Below are 17,482 nucleotides of genomic sequence, written 5' to 3'. Positions count from 1 at the left end.
CGTCAGCGTCCCTTGAACTCGGGCTTGCGCTTCTGAAGAAAGGCGAGCCCGCCCTCCATCGCGTCATGCGTCATGCGCACCGTGCGCTGGTTGTCGGCCTCGCGCGCCATCGCCTCGGCATAGCCCGTCTCGAAGCCCTGGTGGAGCTGGCGGCGGATCATCCCCATCGCCACCGTCGGCCCCTGCGCCAGCCGCTCCGCCAGCCGCCACGCCTCGGCATCGAGCACGTCGTCATGGACGACGCTGTGCACCATGCCCCAGTCGCGCGCCTTTTCGGCCGAAACGCGCTCGCCCAGCAGCATCATCTCCAGCGCGCGCCCGCGCCCGATCAGCCGCGGCAGCATCCAGCTCGCCCCGCCGTCGGGCACCAGCCCGATATTGACGAAGGCCTGGAGGAAATAGGCGCTGCTCGCCGCGACGCAGAAATCGGCGGCGAGCGCCAGGCTGCACCCGATCCCCGCCGCCGGGCCGCGCACCGCCGACACCACCGGCACCGGCAGTTCGGCGATCGCGAGCAGCGTCGGGTTGTAATGCGCGCTCAGCGCCTCGTGCGTCGCGGCGGCAGGATCGCTCGATCGCGTCAACGCGCCGCTCACATCGGCGCCCGAGCAAAAGGCACGCCCGGCCCCCGCGATCAGCACCGCCCGCGCGCCGTCGAGCGCGCCGATCGCCTCGCGCACCTCGTCGAACATCGCCGGCGGCGCGGCGTTGAGCCGGTCGGGCTGGTTGAGCGTGACGCCCAGCACGTTGCCGCGGCGTTCGACCAGAATATGGTTCCAGCTCATGCGTGCGCCTCCCCGGGCGTTTCCATGATTTCGGTCAGCACGCCGCCCATGTCGCGCGGATGGACGAAGAAGACCGGGGTGCCGTGCGCGCCGATGCGCGGCTCGCCCAGCACGCGTGCGCCCTTGGCCTCGAACCACGCCTTCGCCGCGTGGATGTCGGGCACCTCATAGCACAGGTGGTGCTGGCCGCCCGCCGGGTTCCTGGCGAGGAAGCCGTGGATCGGCGACCCCCCGCCCAGCGGCTCGATCAGCTCGATCTGGCTGTTGGGCGTGTCGACGAAGCACACCTTCACGCCCTGCGCCGGCAGGTCGAAGGGCTCGCGGATCACCTCGGCGCCCATCACGTCGCGGTAAAAGGCGACCGACGCCGCGATCGACGGCGTGGCGATTCCCACATGGTTCAGGCGGCCCAGCTTCATTTCGGCTTACTCGCGGAAGGGGTGGTCGGTGCGGCCGGCACCACGGGTGCCGGCGGGGCATAGGGAAGCCCGCACGCGGCATAGACGCGGCGGAACGGCGCATCGCCGTTGCCGCCGGCAAAGATCGCGCCGATCGGCTCGCCATCGGCATTGGTCGTCATCACGCGCAGCTCGCGTGCGCCGGCGATCCCGCGCACGATGTCGAAGGTCTGGCTGCCGCGCATCAGCGCCCCCGGCCCGGGGAACTCCCAGTTGGCGACCAGCGGCGCGCCCTGGTCGGGAATCACCGTCACCGGCTTGTCGACGGCGCTGCCCGGCGTCCGGCGCGGCAGATACTGGACCGAAATCACCGGATCATCGCTCAGGTCGCACCGCACGAGCAGCCGGTCGCCCTCGGCGCTGCGCGCGGTGACCGACGCATAGCGCGGCCCCGCCGCGGCATCGCGGTTCTCGCGCCAGCTCCACGCGGCGTCATTTGCCCCTGCCGCCCCCTGCGGCTGCGCCGACAGCATCGCCAGCGCCAACAGTCCCATCATCCTCTTCCTCCCTTGGCGGGGGCGCGCGCGTGCGCGGCCGCCCGGTTACAGGGGGATATTGTCATGCTTCTTCCACGGATTCTCCAGCTGCTTGTTGCGCAGCTTGCGAAGACCCAGCGCGATGCGCCGGCGCGTGGAATGGGGCATGATGACCTCGTCGACGAAGCCCTTGCTCGCGGCGACGAAGGGGTTGGCGAAGCGCGCCTCATATTCGGCGGTGCGCTCGGCGATCTCCTCGGGCGTGCGCCCGCGGAAGATGATTTCGACCGCGCCCTTGGCGCCCATCACCGCGATCTCGGCGGTCGGCCAGGCATAGTTGAGGTCGCCGCGCAGATGCTTCGAGCTCATCACGTCATAGGCGCCGCCATAAGCCTTGCGCGTAATGACCGTGATCTTGGGCACCGTCGCCTCGGCATAGGCATAGAGCAGCTTGGCGCCGTGCTTGATGATCCCCGAATGTTCCTGGCCGACGCCGGGCAGGAAACCCGGCACGTCGACGAAGGTCACGATCGGGATGTCGAACGCGTCGCAGAAACGCACGAAACGCGCCGCCTTCTTCGACGAATTGATGTCGAGCACGCCCGCCAGCACCATCGGCTGGTTGGCGACGAAGCCCACGGTCCGACCCTCGATCCGGCCGAATCCTACGATGATGTTCGCCGCGTGCGTCGGCTGGATCTCGAAGAAGTCGCCCTCGTCGACGACCTTCCGGATCAGCTCGTGCATGTCATAGGGCTGGTTGGCCGAGGGCGGGATGATCGTGTCGAGGCTGTCCTCGATCCGGTCCCACGGGTCCTCGGTCGGGCGGAACGGCACTTCCTGCCGGTTCGACGCGGGCAGGAAATCGACGAAGTCGCGCGCCGCGAGCAGCGCCTCGATGTCGTTCTCGAACGCCACGTCGGCGACGCCCGACTTGGTCGTGTGCGTCACCGCACCGCCCAGTTCCTCCTGCGTCACGATCTCGTTGGTCACCGTCTTGACCACGTCGGGGCCGGTGACGAACATGTAGCTGCTGTCCTTCACCATGAAGATGAAGTCGGTCATCGCGGGGCTGTACACCGCGCCGCCCGCGCACGGGCCCATGATCAGCGAGATCTGCGGCACCACGCCCGACGCCAGCACGTTGCGCTGGAACACCTCGGCATAACCCGCCAGCGAGGCCACGCCTTCCTGGATGCGCGCGCCGCCGCTGTCGTTCAGGCCGATCACCGGCGCGCCGACCTTCATCGCCATGTCCATGATCTTGCAGATCTTCTGGGCATGGCGCTCGGACAGCGAACCGCCGAACACGGTAAAATCCTGGCTGAAGACATAGACGAGGCGGCCGTTGATCGTCCCCGATCCGGTCACCACGCCGTCGCCCGGCACCACCTGGTCGGGCATGCCGAAATCGGTGCAATTGTGCTCGACATACATGTCGAGCTCCTCGAACGAGCCGGGATCGAGCAGCACGTGCAGCCGTTCGCGTGCGGTCAGCTTGCCCTTGGCATGCTGGGCATCGATCCGCTTCTGCCCCCCGCCCATGCGGGCGGCGGCGCGGCGGCGTTCCAGTTCAGCGATTGTCGACGACATCCGGGTCTCCCAAAGACGGGGCACCCCTGCACTGCACGCCATCCCGACCGCAAATGCAATGTTGCAAAGTTGCAGGGCGCAACTTTGCAGATATATTACGCCCCATGTCGTCCCCCCGCCGCCGCCTGTTTGAAGGCTTCCGCCTGCGCGAACTGCGCCGCCGCCTCGGGCTCAGCCAGGCCGCGATGGCGGGACGGCTTGGCATCTCGGTCCCCTATCTCTCCCAGATCGAGAACAATGATCGCCCGATCACCGATCTGGTGCTCGCGGCGCTCGCGCGCGCCTTCCCGCTCGAGGCGGCCGAGTTCGGCCAGGATGCGGCGGGCGCCACGCTGTTCCGCGCGATCGACGCCGCGACCGATTCCAGCGTCACCGCCGACATGATGGACGAGGCCGATGTGCGCCGCGCGCTCGATCAGCAGCCGCTGCTCGCGCGCCGGCTGGTCGCGGTGCACGAGGCCTATCGGCGCAGCCAGGAGCAGCTGCGCGTGCTCGACGACCGGTTCGACACGGGGACCAGCGACGCCGCGCCGCTCCCCTGGGAGGCGGTGCGCGACTGGTTCCAGGCGCAGGGCAACTATATCGACGCGCTCGACCGTTCGGCCGAGACGCTCGCCGACACGCTCGAGGGGACGCTGCCGTCGCGGATGCTCGAGGCGCGGCTAGCCGAGGGGCACGGCGTCCGCGTCGTCCATCAGGACGGCGGCGGCGACGAGCTCAGCCGCTACGATCCCGCCACGCGCAGCTTCGCGCTCAATCGCGGGCTGCCGCCCGAAAGCCGCGCCTTCCTGCTTGCCAACCAGCTCGTCCGCTTCGAATTCCCCGACCAGCTCGACGCCGTCGTCGCGGGGTCGGGGCTGGCGGGCGATGCGGCGCGCGAACTGCTCGCGCTCGGGCTCGCCAACTATGCGGCGGGGGCGTTGCTCATGCCCTATGGCCGCTTCCGGGCCGAAGCGCGCGCCTTCCGCCACGACATCGACCGGCTGCGCCAGCGCTTCGGCGTCAGCTTCGAACAGGCGTGCCATCGCCTCTCGACGCTTCAGCGCCCGGGCGCGGCGGGCATCCCCTTCTTCTTCTGCCGGGTCGACATGGCGGGCAACATCACCAAGCGCCATTCGGCGACGCGGCTCCAGTTCGCGCGCTTCGGCGGCGCCTGCCCGCTCTGGGTGGTGCACGAGGCGGTGGCGATCCCCGATCGCATCCTCGTCCAGCTTTCCGAAATGCCCGACGGCACGCGCTATGTCTCGATGGCCAAGGGGCTGGTGAAGCCCTCGGCAAGCTTCGCGCGCGCGCCGCGCCGCTATGCCGTCGCGCTGGGCTGCGAAGAGGCGCACGCCGCCGATTTCGTCTATGCCGACGCGCTGCGCCCCGGCGGCGCGGCGACGCCGATCGGCGCGTCGTGCCGGATCTGCCCGCGGCTCGACTGCGACCAGCGCGCCTTTCCGCCCGCCGGATCGGTGATCGACATCGAACCCGACCGGCGCACGATCGTCCCCTACGGCTTCCGCTAGGGCACGGCCGGTCAGCTTCGCCGGCGGCGCGCGCCGGTCCCGCGCCGGGGCGGATCCGCCGTGCCGGCGCTGTCGTCTCCCGCTTGCCGCGGCGCAGGGGCTGGCATAGCCTCGCGCCACAAGAACAAGACTGGGAGAGGATGACGATGGCCACCGCACCGGCGCTGCGCACGCGGATCAGCGATGCCGAATGGGCGGCGCGGCAACAGCTTGCCGCCTGTTATCGCGTGTTCGACATGCTCGGCTGGTCCGAGATGATCTACAACCACATCACGGTAAAGGTGCCCGACGAGGACGGCGCCTTCCTCATCAACCCGTTCGGCCTGCACTTCAGCGAGGTGACCGCGTCGAACCTCGTCAAGATCGACATCGACGGCAACACGCTCGACGGCTCGCCCTATCCGGTCAACCTCGCGGGCTTCACCCAGCATTCGGTGTTCCACCGCCACCTGCCCGACGCGCACTGCATCATGCACACGCACACCACCGCGGGCATGGCGGTCAGCGCGCTCGAAGGCGGGCTCCAGCCGATCAACTTCTATGCGTGCAACTTCATCGGCCAGATCGCCTATCACGATTTCGAGGGCGTCACCGTCCGCGCCGAAGAGGGCGAACGCCTGCTCGCCAATCTGGGCGACCGGCGCGTGATGTTCCTGCGTAACCACGGCATCCTCGTGATGGGGCGCACGCTGCCCGAGGCGTTCGTCAAGCACTGGGCGCTCCAGCGCGCGTGCGAGATCCAGCTCGCGACGCTGTCGATGGGGCGCCCGCTCGCGATTCCGGACGAGGTCGTCGCGGTGCATCAGCGCGACATTTCGCGCGTCCAGCTCCCCGGCGGCCCCGGTGCGCCCGATTTCGCGGCGATGGTCCGCCTGGTCGACCGGATCGACCGCGGCTGGCGCGACTGACCGCGCGCGCCGTGCCCCCGTCCGCCGGGGGCACGGCCGCCGTTCAGCCGAAGCGATAGCCGCTCACCGTCCAGCCGAGCACATGGCCGGTGAAGTCGCACCGCGCCGCATCGGCGCCGCCCGCGCCCGCCGCCACCATCAGCGGCAACAGATGCTCCTCGCGCGGATGGGCATGGCGCGCGTAAGGCAGCTTCTCCCACGCGGTCAGCCGCGCGGCGCGGCGTTCGGGATCGGGATCGGTCACCGCCTCGGTCAGCGCGGCGTCCCACGCATCGGCAACCGGCGTCACCTGCGGCCCGAAGGCGCGCATGTTGTGAAAGCTCATTCCCGATCCGACGATCAGCACGCCCTCGTCGCGCAGCGGCGCCAGCGCGCGGCCCATCGCCAGATGCGCGGCGGGGTCGAGGTCGCGGCGCAGCGACAACTGCACCAGCGGCACATCGGCCTCGGGCCGCATCACCATCATCGGGATGAACACGCCATGGTCCCAGCCGCGCGCATGCTCGGCCGCCGCGGCAAACCCCGCTCCGGCCAGCAGCGCGCGGACGCGCTCGCCCAGCGCGGGGTCGCCCGGCGCGTCCCAGCGCAGCCGATAGGTATGCTCGGGAAAGCCGTAATAGTCGTAAAGCAGCGGCTTGCCCGCGCCCAGATGGACCGTCGGCTCGGCCGTCTCCCAATGGCCCGAAATCATCACGATCGCGCGCGGCCGTTCGGCCAGGCCGGCGATCAGCCCGGCCAGATAGGCTTGCATCGGCTGCCACATCGGGTCGGGCGGGCCGCCCGCCGGGTCCATGAAGAAGCAGGGGCCGCCGCCATGCGGCACGAACAGCGTGGGAAGTCTCATGCCCCGCAATGTCGGACCCGCCGCGCGCGCCCGCAATGTCCGTTTCGGAAACGGCGCGTTTCGCGATAGACCCTGCGGCCATGACTCGCTTCACCGTCAACAACCAGCCGGTCGCCTATCAGATGGACCCGCGCACGCCGCTGCTCTGGGCGCTGCGCGATGCGTCGAACCTCACGGGGACCAAGTTCGGCTGCGGCACCGGCGAATGCGGCGCGTGCGCGGTCGATGTCGACGGGACGCTGCGGCTCGCCTGCCAGGAAACGATCGGCGCGCTCGAAGGCACGTTCGTCACGACGATCGAGGGGCTGTCGCGCGATCGCAGCCACCCCGTGCAACAGGCGTTCCTCGCCGCCAATCTCGTCCAGTGCGGCTTCTGCATCCCCGGGATCGTGATGGCGGCGTCGGTGCTGCTGCGCACCAACCGCAACCCCGGCGAGGCGGAGATCCGCGCCGCGATCCCCAATATCTGCCGCTGCGGCATCTATCCGCGGCTGATCGCGGCGGTTCAGGACGCGGCCCGGATCGCGCGCGGCGACGCCCCGCTCGACGCGGGCGGCGACGACGGCGACGATGACGACGGGACCGAGGGCGACGGCGTCAACGCGCCCGCCGATGCCGGCCCCGACGCCGCGGCGACGTCCGACGGCGGCTGACCCGCCGCGGCGCCGCGGCCCGGCCGGGCCGCTGCCCCGGCGCGGGAAAGCTTTCGGCAACATTGCTTATGGGTTCAGCCGCCGCTCATCGCTAGCGTGGCACAAGGCCGGCTACTCGGTCCCGGGGACGATCGCCGGTTCGAGCGGAGACGCACAGACGATGTTCAGGCAGATGCTCAGCGCGGCGCTTCTCGCCGCCACCATGGCGGTTCCGCCCGCGGCGCTCGCGCAGGATCGCGGCAACTGGCAGCATGGCGAAGGTCCGCGCCGCGACGATCGCGGCGGTCCTTCGGGTGATCGCGGCGCGTGGCAGCGCGGCGACTGGGGAAGCTGGCAACCGCGCCCCGCCCCCACCCAGCCGACGCAGCCCGCGCCGCCGCGCCCCGATGTGCCGCGCCCCGACGGCTTCCGTCCCGGCGCGCCCCGCCCCGACTCGCGACCCGACTGGCGCGGCGCCCCCGGCCGCCCCTGGGGCTATCCGGCGCCCGCCCCCGCGCCGCGCTTCGACGGCGTGCCGCCGCGGTCGGGAGTCGATCCGCGCCAGCCGCCGCGCAACGACTGGCGCGGCACCAGCCGCCCCGACGTGCCGCGTGCGGGCGTTCCCGGCAGCCCCGACTGGCAATGGCACCAGCCCGGCCGCCCCGGCTGGGGTCCGGGCGTTGCCCCGCGCCCCGGCGATCCGCGCCGCTGGGACGGGCACGACCGCAACGGCCGCCCCGGTCCCGACTGGAACCGCGTTCCGCGCTGGGACGATCGCGGCCGCTGGGACAATCGCTGGCGCAACGACCCCCGCTATGACTGGCGCAGCTATCGCTACAGCAACCGCGAACTCTACCGGATGCCGCGCTATTATGCGCCGCACGGCTGGGGCTATGGCTATCGCCGCTTCTCGATCGGCATCACGATCAGCACGATGCTGTTCGCGCCCGAATACTGGATCGCCGAGCCCTATGCCTATCGCCTGCCCGAGGCTTATGGCCCCTATCGCTGGGTCCGCTATTACAACGATGCGCTGCTCGTCGACATCTATTCGGGCGAGGTGGTCGACGTGATCTACGGCATTTTCTGGTAAGCGGCACCGGCCGGGGCGGCGATGCCCCGGCCGTCCGCCTCCGGCGGGGCCTGTCGGGGCCCGCTGTCCATCCGGCGATTGCCGGGTTGCAATCCGCCCCCTGCCGGGCAATGCGAAGCGCGTGAGCAAGAAGACCGTATCCCCCTCGGGCGGCCCCTCGCCGCTGCGCGCCCAGATCGGCCACGACGTCGCCGCCCGGCTCGAAGCCAATCCCGCCGTCCGCCGCGCGAACGTGGCGACGGCGCAGATGTTCACCTATCCCGACTTCCTCACCGATGCCGAATGCGACGCGCTGATCGCGCGGATCGACGCCAGCGCGCGCCCGTCGACGCTGCTCGCCACCAGCGAGGATCCCGATTACCGCACCAGCAACAGCGCCGATCTCGACCGCTGGACCGATGAGGTCGCGCGGATCGACACGCGCATCGCCGAACTGCTCGGCATCCCGCCCGAAAATGCCGAGACGATGCAGGGCCAGCGCTATGCCGTCGGCCAGCAGTTCCGCGCGCATTGCGACTATTTCCACGAAAACAGCGCCTATTGGTCGCAGATGCAGGAAAGCGGCGGCCAGCGGACCTGGACCGCGATGGTCTATCTCAACGATGTCGAGGAAGGCGGCGCCACCTGGTTCCCGCGCGCGGGCATCCGCTTCCGCCCGAAACGGCGGCAACTCGTCATCTGGAACAACATGGCGCCCGACGGCAGCCCCAATTACGATACGCTGCACGAGGGGATGCGCGTGCTCGCGGGCACCAAATACGTCATCACCAAATGGTTTCGCGAGCGCGCCTGGCTGCGCCAGCCGATCCGCACCTATATCGCGGGCCGCGACGACGCCGTCACCGGCTGAACGGCGCCTCCGCGCGCGTTCCCCCGCGTACCGAGTCCCGCCCTCGACAGCACGCCGCCGCGCCTCGTAAAGCAGGGGGCATGTCCCCCGTCCTCAACGTCCATCGCTCGATCCTCGGCCAGCCCTGGCACTGGCGCGGGCTCGCCGCCGATGCGCGCGATCCGCAATTCGCGCCCGACGACCTCGTCACCCAGTTGCTGCTCGCGCGCGGCTGCCCGCGCGACGCGATCGAGGCGCACCGCACGCCCAGCATCCGCGCCTTCATGCCCGATCCGTCGATCTTCCGCGACATGGACCGCGCCGCCGAACGCCTTGCCGACGCGGTCGAACGCCGCGAACAGGTCGCGATCTTCGGCGATTACGACGTCGATGGCGCGACCTCGGCGGCGCTGCTCATCCTGCTGCTGCGCGACCTGGGGATCGAGGCGCGGCCCTATATCCCCGACCGGCTGATGGAAGGCTATGGCCCCTCGGGCGAGGCGCTGGTGCGGCTCAAGCACGAGGGCGCGGCGCTGATCGTCACCGTCGATTGCGGCGCGCAGGCGTTCGACGCGCTCGCCACGGCACAGGCTGCGGGGGCCGAGGTGATCGTGTGCGATCACCACAAATGCGCCGCCGAGCTGCCCAGCGCCTATGCCGTCATCAATCCCAACCGGCTCGACGAGGACGAAGGCGCCGCGCACGGCCACCTCGCCGCGGTCGGCGTCGCCTTCCTGCTCGGCGCCGCGCTCGTCCGCGTGCTGCGGGCGCGCGGCTTCTTCGCCGCCCGGCCCGAACCGCGGCTGCTCGACCTGCTCGACATCGTCGCGCTCGGCACCGTGGCCGACGTCGCCCAGCTCCGGGGGCTCAACCGCGCCTTCGTGGCGCAGGGGCTCAAGGTGATGGCGCACCGCCGCAACATCGGCCTCGACGCGCTGATCGAGGCGTCGCGGCTCACCCGTGCGCCGACCTGCACCGATCTCGGCTTCGCGCTCGGGCCGCGCATCAATGCCGGCGGGCGCGTCGGACGCTCGGACCTCGGCGTGCGGCTGCTCACCACGCGCGACCCGGCCGAGGCGCGCGCGATCGCCGCCGAGCTCGACGCGCTCAACGAGGAGCGCCGCGCGATCGAGGCGGCGGTGCAGGCCGAGGCCGAATCGCTCTGCCTCGCCCAGCCAGCGCGCGCCGTCACCGTCGTCGCGGCGCCCGGCTGGCACCCCGGCGTGATCGGCATCGTCGCGGGGCGGCTCAAGGAACGGCTCGGACGTCCGGTGATCGTCATCGCGCTCGACGAACACGGCATCGGCAAGGGGTCGGGGCGCTCGATCGCGGGGGTCGATCTGGGCGCTGCGGTGCTCGCCGCGCGCGATGCCGGGCTGCTGATCGCGGGCGGCGGCCATGCGATGGCGTGCGGCGTCACGATCGCCGCCGATGCGATCGACGCCTTCGCCGCCTTTCTCGACGAGCGCCTCGGCGATCGCGTCGCCCAGGCGATGGGCGAACGCGCGCTGCTCCTCGACGCGGTCGTCGCCGCCACCGGCGTCTCGCCGACGCTGGTCGAGGCGCTCGAGGCGGGCGGCCCCTATGGCATGGGCTGGCCCGCGCCGCGCGTCGCCGCCGGGCCGGTTCGCGTCGTGCGCGCCGATGTCGTCGGCAACGGCCATGTCCGCGCGATCGTCGCGGGCGACGACGGCCGCAGCCTCAAGGCGATGGCATTCCGCCAGGCCGAGACCGATCTCGGCGCCGCACTTCTCTCGGCTCCCGCGCATCGCCGCCTGTGGATCGCGGGCCGCGCGCGCATCGACGACTGGGGCAGCCGTCCCGCCGCCGAACTTCATGTCGAGGACGCCGCCTGGGCCGATTGAGCCCGGCGGCGCATCGCCGCGAGCCCGCGCAGGCCCCGATCGGCACGATCGGCACGGACAGCCATCGGCACGAACCGCGCGCGCGCTCGGAATGACGTTCGGGCGATGGAAGGATTACGACGGTTGGGGGCGGCGCGTCTGCGCGCCTGCCGCACCCGCCTTTCCAGAGCCATGTGCTCGGAAAGGGTGGTGACCCCTACGGGACTCGAACCCGTGTTTCAGCCGTGAAAGGGCCGCGTCCTAGACCGCTAGACGAAGGGGCCGCCGAAGCGTGGAGCGGCCGATTAGGCGACGATCGGATAGGCGTCAACACCCTAATTCGCACGGGCGACACTTTTTTGCCCGCGCCGCCCCGCCCGCCGGCTTTGCCGCGCTTGCCGCACTGGTCCTGCGGCGTTGCGGCTGGCATGGACGGGGCCATGTCCAGCCCCGCCCCCGCGCCCTTCGACGAAGCCGCCCGCCGCCGCCACCTGATCGCGGCCGAGGATCGCGCGCTCGACCTGCTCGACCGGATCGCGGCGCTCGGCCTGATCGCGCCCGGCCGGACCGAACGCGCGGTCGAACGCGACATCCAGGCGCTGGCGGCGGCCGAGTTCGGCGTCACGCGCCACTGGCACAAGCGCATCGTCCGCGCGGGTGCCAACACGCTCGCCACCGCGTCGGACAATCCGCCGGTGCGCGTCATCGGGGACGACGACATCGTCTTTCTCGATCTCGGCCCCGTCGTCGGCGCGTGGGAGGCCGATGTCGGCTACAGCCATGCGCTCGGCGCCGATCCGGTCCGGCACGCGCTCTGCGCCGCGCTGCCGCGCCAGTTCGATGCCGTCGCCGCGCATTTCCGCGCCGATCCCGACATCAGCGGCGCCGACCTCTACGCCTTTGCCTGCGCCTCGGCCGCGGCGGCGGGCTGGCGGTTCGGCGGGCGCATCGCCGGGCATGTCGTCGCCGAGTTTCCCCATGCGCACCTGCCGGGGGGCAAGGCGGCCAACCGCATCGCGCCCGACAATCCCGGGCGGTTGCGCGACCCCGACGGCAACGGCCGCCGGCGCCACTGGATTCTCGAAATCCACCTCATCGACCCGTCGGGGACGTTCGGCGGCTTCTACGAACGGCTGATCCGCGACGACGCCGAGCAACCGGCGTCGCCGCGGACGCCGCTCAGCGCAGTTCGATCCGCGCCGAGCGGAAGCGGACATTGGCCGCCGGATTGACCTGTTCGGCCGCCTGCGCCGGCGTGGTCCCGGTCACGCCGCTGCTCGGCTCGATCACCAGCGTCCCGGCGCCGCCGCCCAGCGCCGCGATCGCCGCCCGCGCGTCGAAGTTGAGCGTGTCGGGCATCGCGCCGTCATGCCCGGCATGGTCGTGCGGCGCGGTGGCGTTGAAGAAGTTGATGACGCCCAGCAGGCGCCGCGTGCCCGCCTTGTTCTGCAGATAGACCTTGTAGAGCACGCCCGGCAGCGTGTCATATTGCAGCCCGTCGATCACCAGCCGCGGCGCGGCGCCGTTCGGCGCGGCACTGGCGGTGAGCAGCGCCTTGTTCTGCGCCGGCGTGATCTGGAGCGGGACCAGCGTCGTCCCGCGCTTCAGCGTCGTCGTCCCCGCCCGCGCGAACACGCGCGGCGCCGTCACCTGCGTCTTCAGCCGGGCCTGCGTGCGCTGCGCGGCCGCCTCGGCGCCGGTCGGGCAGCCGCCGCCCGCGGCATAGCGATAGCCGAGCTGCTGCGTCGTCAGCATGTCGCCCACCACGCGCGTCACCAGCGCGCCCGTCCCGTCGATGAACGAGAATTGCTGCGTCAGCATCGCCGGGTCCTGCGGCAACCGCGCCGCCTGGTCGACCGCCAGCCAGCATTCGTACAGCCGGTCGATATTGGTGTGGTGGGCATAGAAGATCGGGTCGTTCCCCGCGGTGGGAACATAGCCCATATAGCCGCTGGGACAGCTCTTCACGCCGACCGCGCAATGCACCGCGCCGTGCGGCGTGCTTCCAGCGCATTGTCGAAGCGCAGATAGTCGGTCTCGATCATCGCGCCGCTCGTCGACGTCACCGCGGGGTCGAGCTTGGCCTTGCCCGCGTTGAGCTCCGCCTGGCGGTTGCCGACGTACAGCGGGTTGGGCACCTGCTTGCCCGCAGCGTCGAGATAGGTGGGCGCACGATAGACGTCGGGGATCGCCCCGTCGGTCTCATAGTCCCAGAAGGGCAGCCGCAGCTTCGGGTCGCCCGACGCCGCCTGCAGCACCTGCTCGAAATAATAGAGGCACATGCGGTGCCAGGTCAGGAACTGGTCGGTGCCGTGCTGGCACGTGCACCATGTCGCCTTCTCGTCGTCGGTCGTCGCGCCCTGCACCGTCAGCCCGCTCATCCCCGGATAGTTGAGCGCCAGCGGGTTCGAGCACGGCTTGCCGATATAGCTGTGGATGTTCGCCCAATAGGTCAGGCTGCGCTTGAACTCGGCGCTGCCGCGCGGCGCGGTGTTCCATGCGATCATCTGGGCGATGCCGTTGCGCAGGCTGGTCACCTCGCTCGCGGTCAGCGCCGTCACCGACTTGCGCTCGGGCAGCGTGTCGGCGGCGGGCATCGGCCGCCACGCGCTGCCCAGCGCCGCATGCGCCGCGGCTTCCAGCTCGGCGCGCGCGGCGGCAAAGGCGCGGTCGATCGCGGCGTCGTGCGCCGCCTCGTCGATCCGTCAGGCCGGACCGGCGCCGGGCAAGGCGCCGGCGGGCACAAGGGTCGCGGGCACAAGGGTCGCGGGAACGAAGGCGGCGGGAACAAGGGCCGCGGGAACCGTGGCGGGAACGGGCATCGTTCCGGACGCCCCGGCGGCGGGGCCATGGGCACCCGCCGGCGAGGCGGTCGCCAGCGCAGCGAACGCGCCGACGCCGAACAACAGGCGTTTGAGCATCGAATCCTCCCTGAACAGCAACGCGCGAACCGAGGGGGCGCCGACGGTCGCTGCCGTCGCGTCAGGAATTGCGACGCAGTTTACCACGACCGGGGCGACGATGCACCGCCACGCCGCATCCGAAACGAACCCGTCCCCACCCGCGCGCGCCGACCTGCTCCGAAACCGACCGAAACCCCGCCGCTGCGACGGCGGCGCCCCGGGAAAATACGGAATGTTGCTCGAATGCCACAAACTACGACCGGATTGTTTCCGACAACGCTTACCCTGTTTACACTTCATTACAAGAACGCCATTCACAGCAACAATCAAAGCTCTTCACGGGCTGCGGGGAGAAGCAGGCGGGATACCGGCCGATCGCGGGCGCGGACCGCCTCAGGGAGTCAAAAATAGATGAAGCTTGTTCAAACGACGGCGGCCTCGCTGCGCTACGGCATTTCGCTCGCCGCGCTGCTCAGCGCATTCGCCGCGCCGGCCCATGCGCAGACCGCGCCGGCGTCGGCCACCGAGGATACCGCCAAGCAGCAGCCGGCGGACGCCCAGTCGGGTCAGACCCCCGGCAGCGAAATCGTCGTCACCGGTACGCTGTTCCACAATTCGAACGCCACCTCGATGTCGCCGCTGACCGTGCTGTCGGCCGAAACGCTCGAGCGTTCGAACATCACCACGGTCAACGACGCGATCCGCTCGGTCTCGGCTGACAGCGCCGGCTCGATCTCGACGGGCTTCCGCAACGGCTTCTCGGCGGGCGGCGCGGCGGTTTCGCTCCGCGGTATCGGCGTGTCGTCGACGGTCGTGCTGATCGACGGCCTGCGCTCGGCCAATTTCCCGCTGAACGACGACGGGCATAACGCCTATGTCGACCTCAACTCGATCCCGTTCAGCATCGTCGACAATGTCCAGGTGCTCAAGGACGGCGCCTCGTCGACCTACGGCGCCGATGCGATCGGCGGCGTGGTCAACCTGATCACCAAGAAGCAGTTCAAGGGCCTTGAGGGCTCCGCGCAGGGCGGCACCACCGAAAAGGGTGACGGTTCGCGCTACCGGGCGACGCTCACCGCCGGCTTCGGCGACTATCAGGCGCAGGGGTGGAACTTCTACCTCAACGGCGAATATACCTATGACGGGTACATCACCAACAACTCGCGCGGTTATCCGTTCAACACGCTCGATCTTACGCCGAGCGGGCTGACCGATCGCAACCGCAACGACGACTCGCTCACCACCCCCAACCCGCAGGCCGTCGTCACGCGCGTGACGCAGACCGATCTCAACAATCCGCTCGCGGGCATGGTCGGCACGCCGCTGACCACCCAGTATCAGTTGCTCAACCCGAATAGCTGCCCCTACGGCACCTTCACGGTGACCAGCGGCTTGGCCCAGGGCACGGGTTGCAAGCACAACCTGCCCGACGAATACAGCATCATCCAGCCGAAGCAGCAGCGCTATTCGGCCACCGGCCGCCTCAGCGTGCGCCTGAGCGACAATATCGAGGCCTATGCCACCGGCAGCTTCTCGCGCTCGGAAGTGAGCATCAAGGGAACGCCGTCGGGCATCCGCCAGACGCAGCCCTTCGGCGGCTCGCCGGCCACGGCGTCGAGCAGCCCGGGCATCGTGCTGCCGGTCTATGTCTGTGCGGCCGGCACCAACTGCGCGACCGCCGCCGATCGGCGCCTCAACCCGAACAACCCCTATGCCCAGGCCTATGCGGCAACGCCGGACCAGGGCGCGGCCCGCATCTATTATCTGTTCGGCGACATCCCGGCCGGCAGCGACCGTTACGTCAACGTCTATCGGACGACTGCGGGTGTGTCGGGCACCTTCGGCGACGGCTTCGGCTTCCGCGTCGACGGCGTCTATGCACGCGACGATTTCAGCGTGACCCAGCATGGCTTCATCAACATCCAGGGCCTGCTGCGCGCGGTCAGCACGGGTGCGTACAACTTCGTCAATCCGGAGCAGAACAGCGCGGCCGTCCGCAACCAGATCTCGCCGGACGTGACCACGCCGTCCTATTCGACGACGGCGACGCTCGACGCCTCGATCACCAAGGCGCTGATGCAGCTCCCGGGCGGCGACCTCAACCTCGCAGTCGGCGGCCAGGTACGCCGCGAGACGCTGCTCAACCGCAACCAGAACGCGAACCTCGCTTACTATAGCCTGACCACCTCGTCGGCGACCGGCCGCCATACCGTGGCCGCCGCCTTCTTCGAACTCGATGCGCCGATCGTCCAGCAGCTCAACCTGAACGTGTCGGGCCGCTACGACCATTATTCGGAAGGCTATAACCACTTCTCGCCCAAGCTGGCGCTGATGTTCACGCCGATCCCGCAGGTCGCGCTGCGCGGCACCTATTCGGAAGGATTCCGGGCGCCGACCTTCGCCGAAAGCAACCCGGCGAGCAGCTATGCCGGCTTCTCCCCCTTCAACCCGCCCAGCAGCTTCGTCGCGGCGCACCCCGGCAACGCGGCCTATACCACCAGCTACAATATCGGCAGCGGTGCGACGGGTAATCCCAATGTGGCGCCGGAAACGTCGCGCAGCCTCACGCTGGGGGCGATCTTCAAGCCGACCAACTGGTTCAGCCTGACGGTCGACTATTACAACATCAAGAAGTCGAAGCTGATCGTCAGCGGGCCGCTGCGCGCCCAGGCGATTGCCGCCTATTACGCACAGACCAACGCAACGGCGGGCTGCGCCGCGCTCGCCGCCGTGGGTCCGGGCTATTCGTGCAACGTCGTCGACGCGCCCGACCCCAGCAACCCCAACGCGCTGCCGCGCCTGCTCGTGTTCAACGTGCCGTTCGTCAACGCCAACTATCAGGTCAGCTCGGGCATCGACGTCCAGGCGACCGCGCGGATCCCGATCAGCGAGGGCGTGCGCTTCACCAGCCGGCTCGAAGTGACCGATGTCTTCCGGCTCGATCTGGTCACGCCGGCGGGCGTCGTTCAGAAGTACGCCGGTACGCTCGGGCCGTACGAACTGTCGTCGGGCGGCGGTACGCCGCGCATCCGCGGCAACTGGCAGAACACGCTCGAATACGGTCCCTACACGCTGACCGCGACCGCCTATTATGTCGGCCGGATCAAGCAGGTGGCGGCCGACGAGATCACGCCGGTCAACGGGGTGATCGACCTGTCGTGCAAGAACTCGCTGGCGCCGGGGCAGACCGGGCCGAACCAGTGCTATGTTCGCCCGTTCCTGTATTTCGACCTCAATGCCAGCGTCGAAGTGAACAAGCAGTTCCGCTTCTTCGTCAACGTCCAGAACCTGTTCAACGTGCGCGCGCCGCTCGCTGCGGGCGCCTATACCAGCAACCCGAACTATCTCAGCAGCTGGCACTATACCGGCCTCGTCGGCCGCAACTTCGCTGCCGGCGCCAAGTTCAACTTCTGACGTTCGATCGAACGACCTTGTCGGGGGCGGCCTTCGGGCCGCCCTTTTTTTGCCTGTCGCAGCGGCGATCGTCGGGCGCGTGACCGTCCGCGCGTGTTGCTCAGCGACCGGACACCGCCCGCCCCCGCAGACAGGTGGCACATGCCGCCCCCGCTCCCTATCTGGGCTCTGGCATCCTCGTCAGAACAAAGC

General features: G+C 69.9%; 15 protein-coding genes and 1 tRNA gene. 8 read left to right on the top strand and 8 right to left on the bottom strand.

Going from position 1 to position 17,482, the window contains the following annotated elements; all coding sequences use genetic code 11:
• Nucleotides 1-2 precede the first annotated feature (2 nt).
• From ACT3CF_RS15945 to ACT3CF_RS15930, 4 genes are read right to left on the bottom strand one after another with little or no spacing between them, the layout of a single operon-like run.
• Entirely contained in the window at nucleotides 3-785 is a 783-nt protein-coding gene (locus tag ACT3CF_RS15945) for an enoyl-CoA hydratase-related protein (protein ID WP_478424421.1), read from the bottom strand.
• A complete protein-coding gene (gene mce / locus ACT3CF_RS15940) occupies nucleotides 782-1,204 on the bottom strand; it encodes a methylmalonyl-CoA epimerase (protein WP_478424419.1) in 423 nt (140 codons plus the stop codon). The genes ACT3CF_RS15945 and mce overlap by 4 nt, the downstream gene beginning before the upstream one ends.
• The gene (locus ACT3CF_RS15935; protein WP_478424418.1) at nucleotides 1,201-1,740 is read right to left on the bottom strand and encodes a hypothetical protein; all 540 of its coding nucleotides are present in this window, start codon (nucleotides 1,738-1,740) and stop codon (nucleotides 1,201-1,203) included. Before ACT3CF_RS15935 ends, mce begins: the two co-directional genes overlap by 4 nt.
• A gap of 45 nt (nucleotides 1,741-1,785) precedes the next feature.
• Nucleotides 1,786-3,312: an acyl-CoA carboxylase subunit beta gene (locus ACT3CF_RS15930; protein ID WP_478424416.1), complete on the bottom strand. Its 1,527-nt coding sequence runs from the start codon at nucleotides 3,310-3,312 to the stop codon at nucleotides 1,786-1,788.
• 104 nt (nucleotides 3,313-3,416) lie between these two features.
• Between ACT3CF_RS15930 and ACT3CF_RS15925 the strand changes: the two genes are divergently transcribed.
• Entirely contained in the window at nucleotides 3,417-4,823 is a 1,407-nt protein-coding gene (locus ACT3CF_RS15925; protein WP_478424414.1) for a helix-turn-helix domain-containing protein, read from the top strand.
• Between the two features lie 146 nt (nucleotides 4,824-4,969).
• Complete coding sequence (locus tag ACT3CF_RS15920; RefSeq protein ID WP_478424412.1) at nucleotides 4,970-5,731, top strand: class II aldolase/adducin family protein; 762 nt, start codon at nucleotides 4,970-4,972, stop codon at nucleotides 5,729-5,731.
• A gap of 43 nt (nucleotides 5,732-5,774) precedes the next feature.
• On the opposite strand, the gene ACT3CF_RS15915 is transcribed toward ACT3CF_RS15920, so the two are convergent.
• Entirely contained in the window at nucleotides 5,775-6,575 is an 801-nt protein-coding gene (locus ACT3CF_RS15915) for a DODA-type extradiol aromatic ring-opening family dioxygenase (RefSeq protein WP_478424410.1), read from the bottom strand.
• Between the two features lie 80 nt (nucleotides 6,576-6,655).
• Between ACT3CF_RS15915 and ACT3CF_RS15910 the strand changes: the two genes are divergently transcribed.
• The 4 genes from ACT3CF_RS15910 (at nucleotide 6,656) to recJ (ending at nucleotide 10,994) form a co-directional block, all read left to right on the top strand.
• Nucleotides 6,656-7,228, top strand: coding sequence for a (2Fe-2S)-binding protein (locus ACT3CF_RS15910; RefSeq protein WP_478424409.1), 573 nt, complete (start codon nucleotides 6,656-6,658; stop codon nucleotides 7,226-7,228).
• Between the two features lie 160 nt (nucleotides 7,229-7,388).
• The gene (locus tag ACT3CF_RS15905; RefSeq protein ID WP_478424407.1) at nucleotides 7,389-8,300 is read left to right on the top strand and encodes an RcnB family protein; all 912 of its coding nucleotides are present in this window, start codon (nucleotides 7,389-7,391) and stop codon (nucleotides 8,298-8,300) included.
• A 121-nt stretch (nucleotides 8,301-8,421) separates the two neighbouring features.
• Nucleotides 8,422-9,150 carry a 2OG-Fe(II) oxygenase gene (locus ACT3CF_RS15900; protein WP_478424405.1) on the top strand — a complete coding sequence of 243 codons (729 nt, stop codon included), beginning with the start codon at nucleotides 8,422-8,424 and terminating at the stop codon, nucleotides 9,148-9,150.
• Between the two features lie 80 nt (nucleotides 9,151-9,230).
• Nucleotides 9,231-10,994 carry a single-stranded-DNA-specific exonuclease RecJ gene (gene recJ, locus ACT3CF_RS15895; protein ID WP_478424403.1) on the top strand — a complete coding sequence of 588 codons (1,764 nt, stop codon included), beginning with the start codon at nucleotides 9,231-9,233 and terminating at the stop codon, nucleotides 10,992-10,994.
• A gap of 187 nt (nucleotides 10,995-11,181) precedes the next feature.
• Here the strand turns inward: recJ and ACT3CF_RS15890 are convergent.
• A tRNA-Glu gene (locus ACT3CF_RS15890) sits at nucleotides 11,182-11,257 on the bottom strand.
• A 156-nt stretch (nucleotides 11,258-11,413) separates the two neighbouring features.
• On the opposite strand from ACT3CF_RS15890, the gene ACT3CF_RS15885 reads away from it, so the two are divergent.
• Nucleotides 11,414-12,205 (top strand): M24 family metallopeptidase, encoded by a 792-nt coding sequence (locus ACT3CF_RS15885; protein WP_478424401.1) that lies wholly within the window; start codon nucleotides 11,414-11,416, stop codon nucleotides 12,203-12,205.
• Here the strand turns inward: ACT3CF_RS15885 and ACT3CF_RS15880 are convergent.
• Together ACT3CF_RS15880 and ACT3CF_RS15875 are read right to left on the bottom strand one after the other, a co-directional pair.
• Nucleotides 12,153-12,941, bottom strand: coding sequence for a tyrosinase family protein (locus ACT3CF_RS15880; RefSeq protein ID WP_478424399.1), 789 nt, complete (start codon nucleotides 12,939-12,941; stop codon nucleotides 12,153-12,155). The genes ACT3CF_RS15885 and ACT3CF_RS15880 overlap by 53 nt on opposite strands.
• On the bottom strand, nucleotides 12,938-13,570 hold the full coding sequence (locus tag ACT3CF_RS15875) for a tyrosinase family protein (protein WP_478424397.1): 633 nt from the start codon (nucleotides 13,568-13,570) through the stop codon (nucleotides 12,938-12,940). Before ACT3CF_RS15875 ends, ACT3CF_RS15880 begins: the two co-directional genes overlap by 4 nt.
• 717 nt (nucleotides 13,571-14,287) lie before the next feature.
• On the opposite strand from ACT3CF_RS15875, the gene ACT3CF_RS15870 reads away from it, so the two are divergent.
• Nucleotides 14,288-17,290 (top strand): TonB-dependent receptor domain-containing protein, encoded by a 3,003-nt coding sequence (locus ACT3CF_RS15870; protein ID WP_478424395.1) that lies wholly within the window; start codon nucleotides 14,288-14,290, stop codon nucleotides 17,288-17,290.
• The last annotated feature ends 192 nt before the right edge of the window (nucleotides 17,291-17,482 follow it).

Source organism: Sphingomonas chlorellae, from assembly GCF_056485145.1.
Note: the sequence above shows the minus strand (reverse complement) of the source record. Positions and strands in the feature narration are given on the sequence as shown.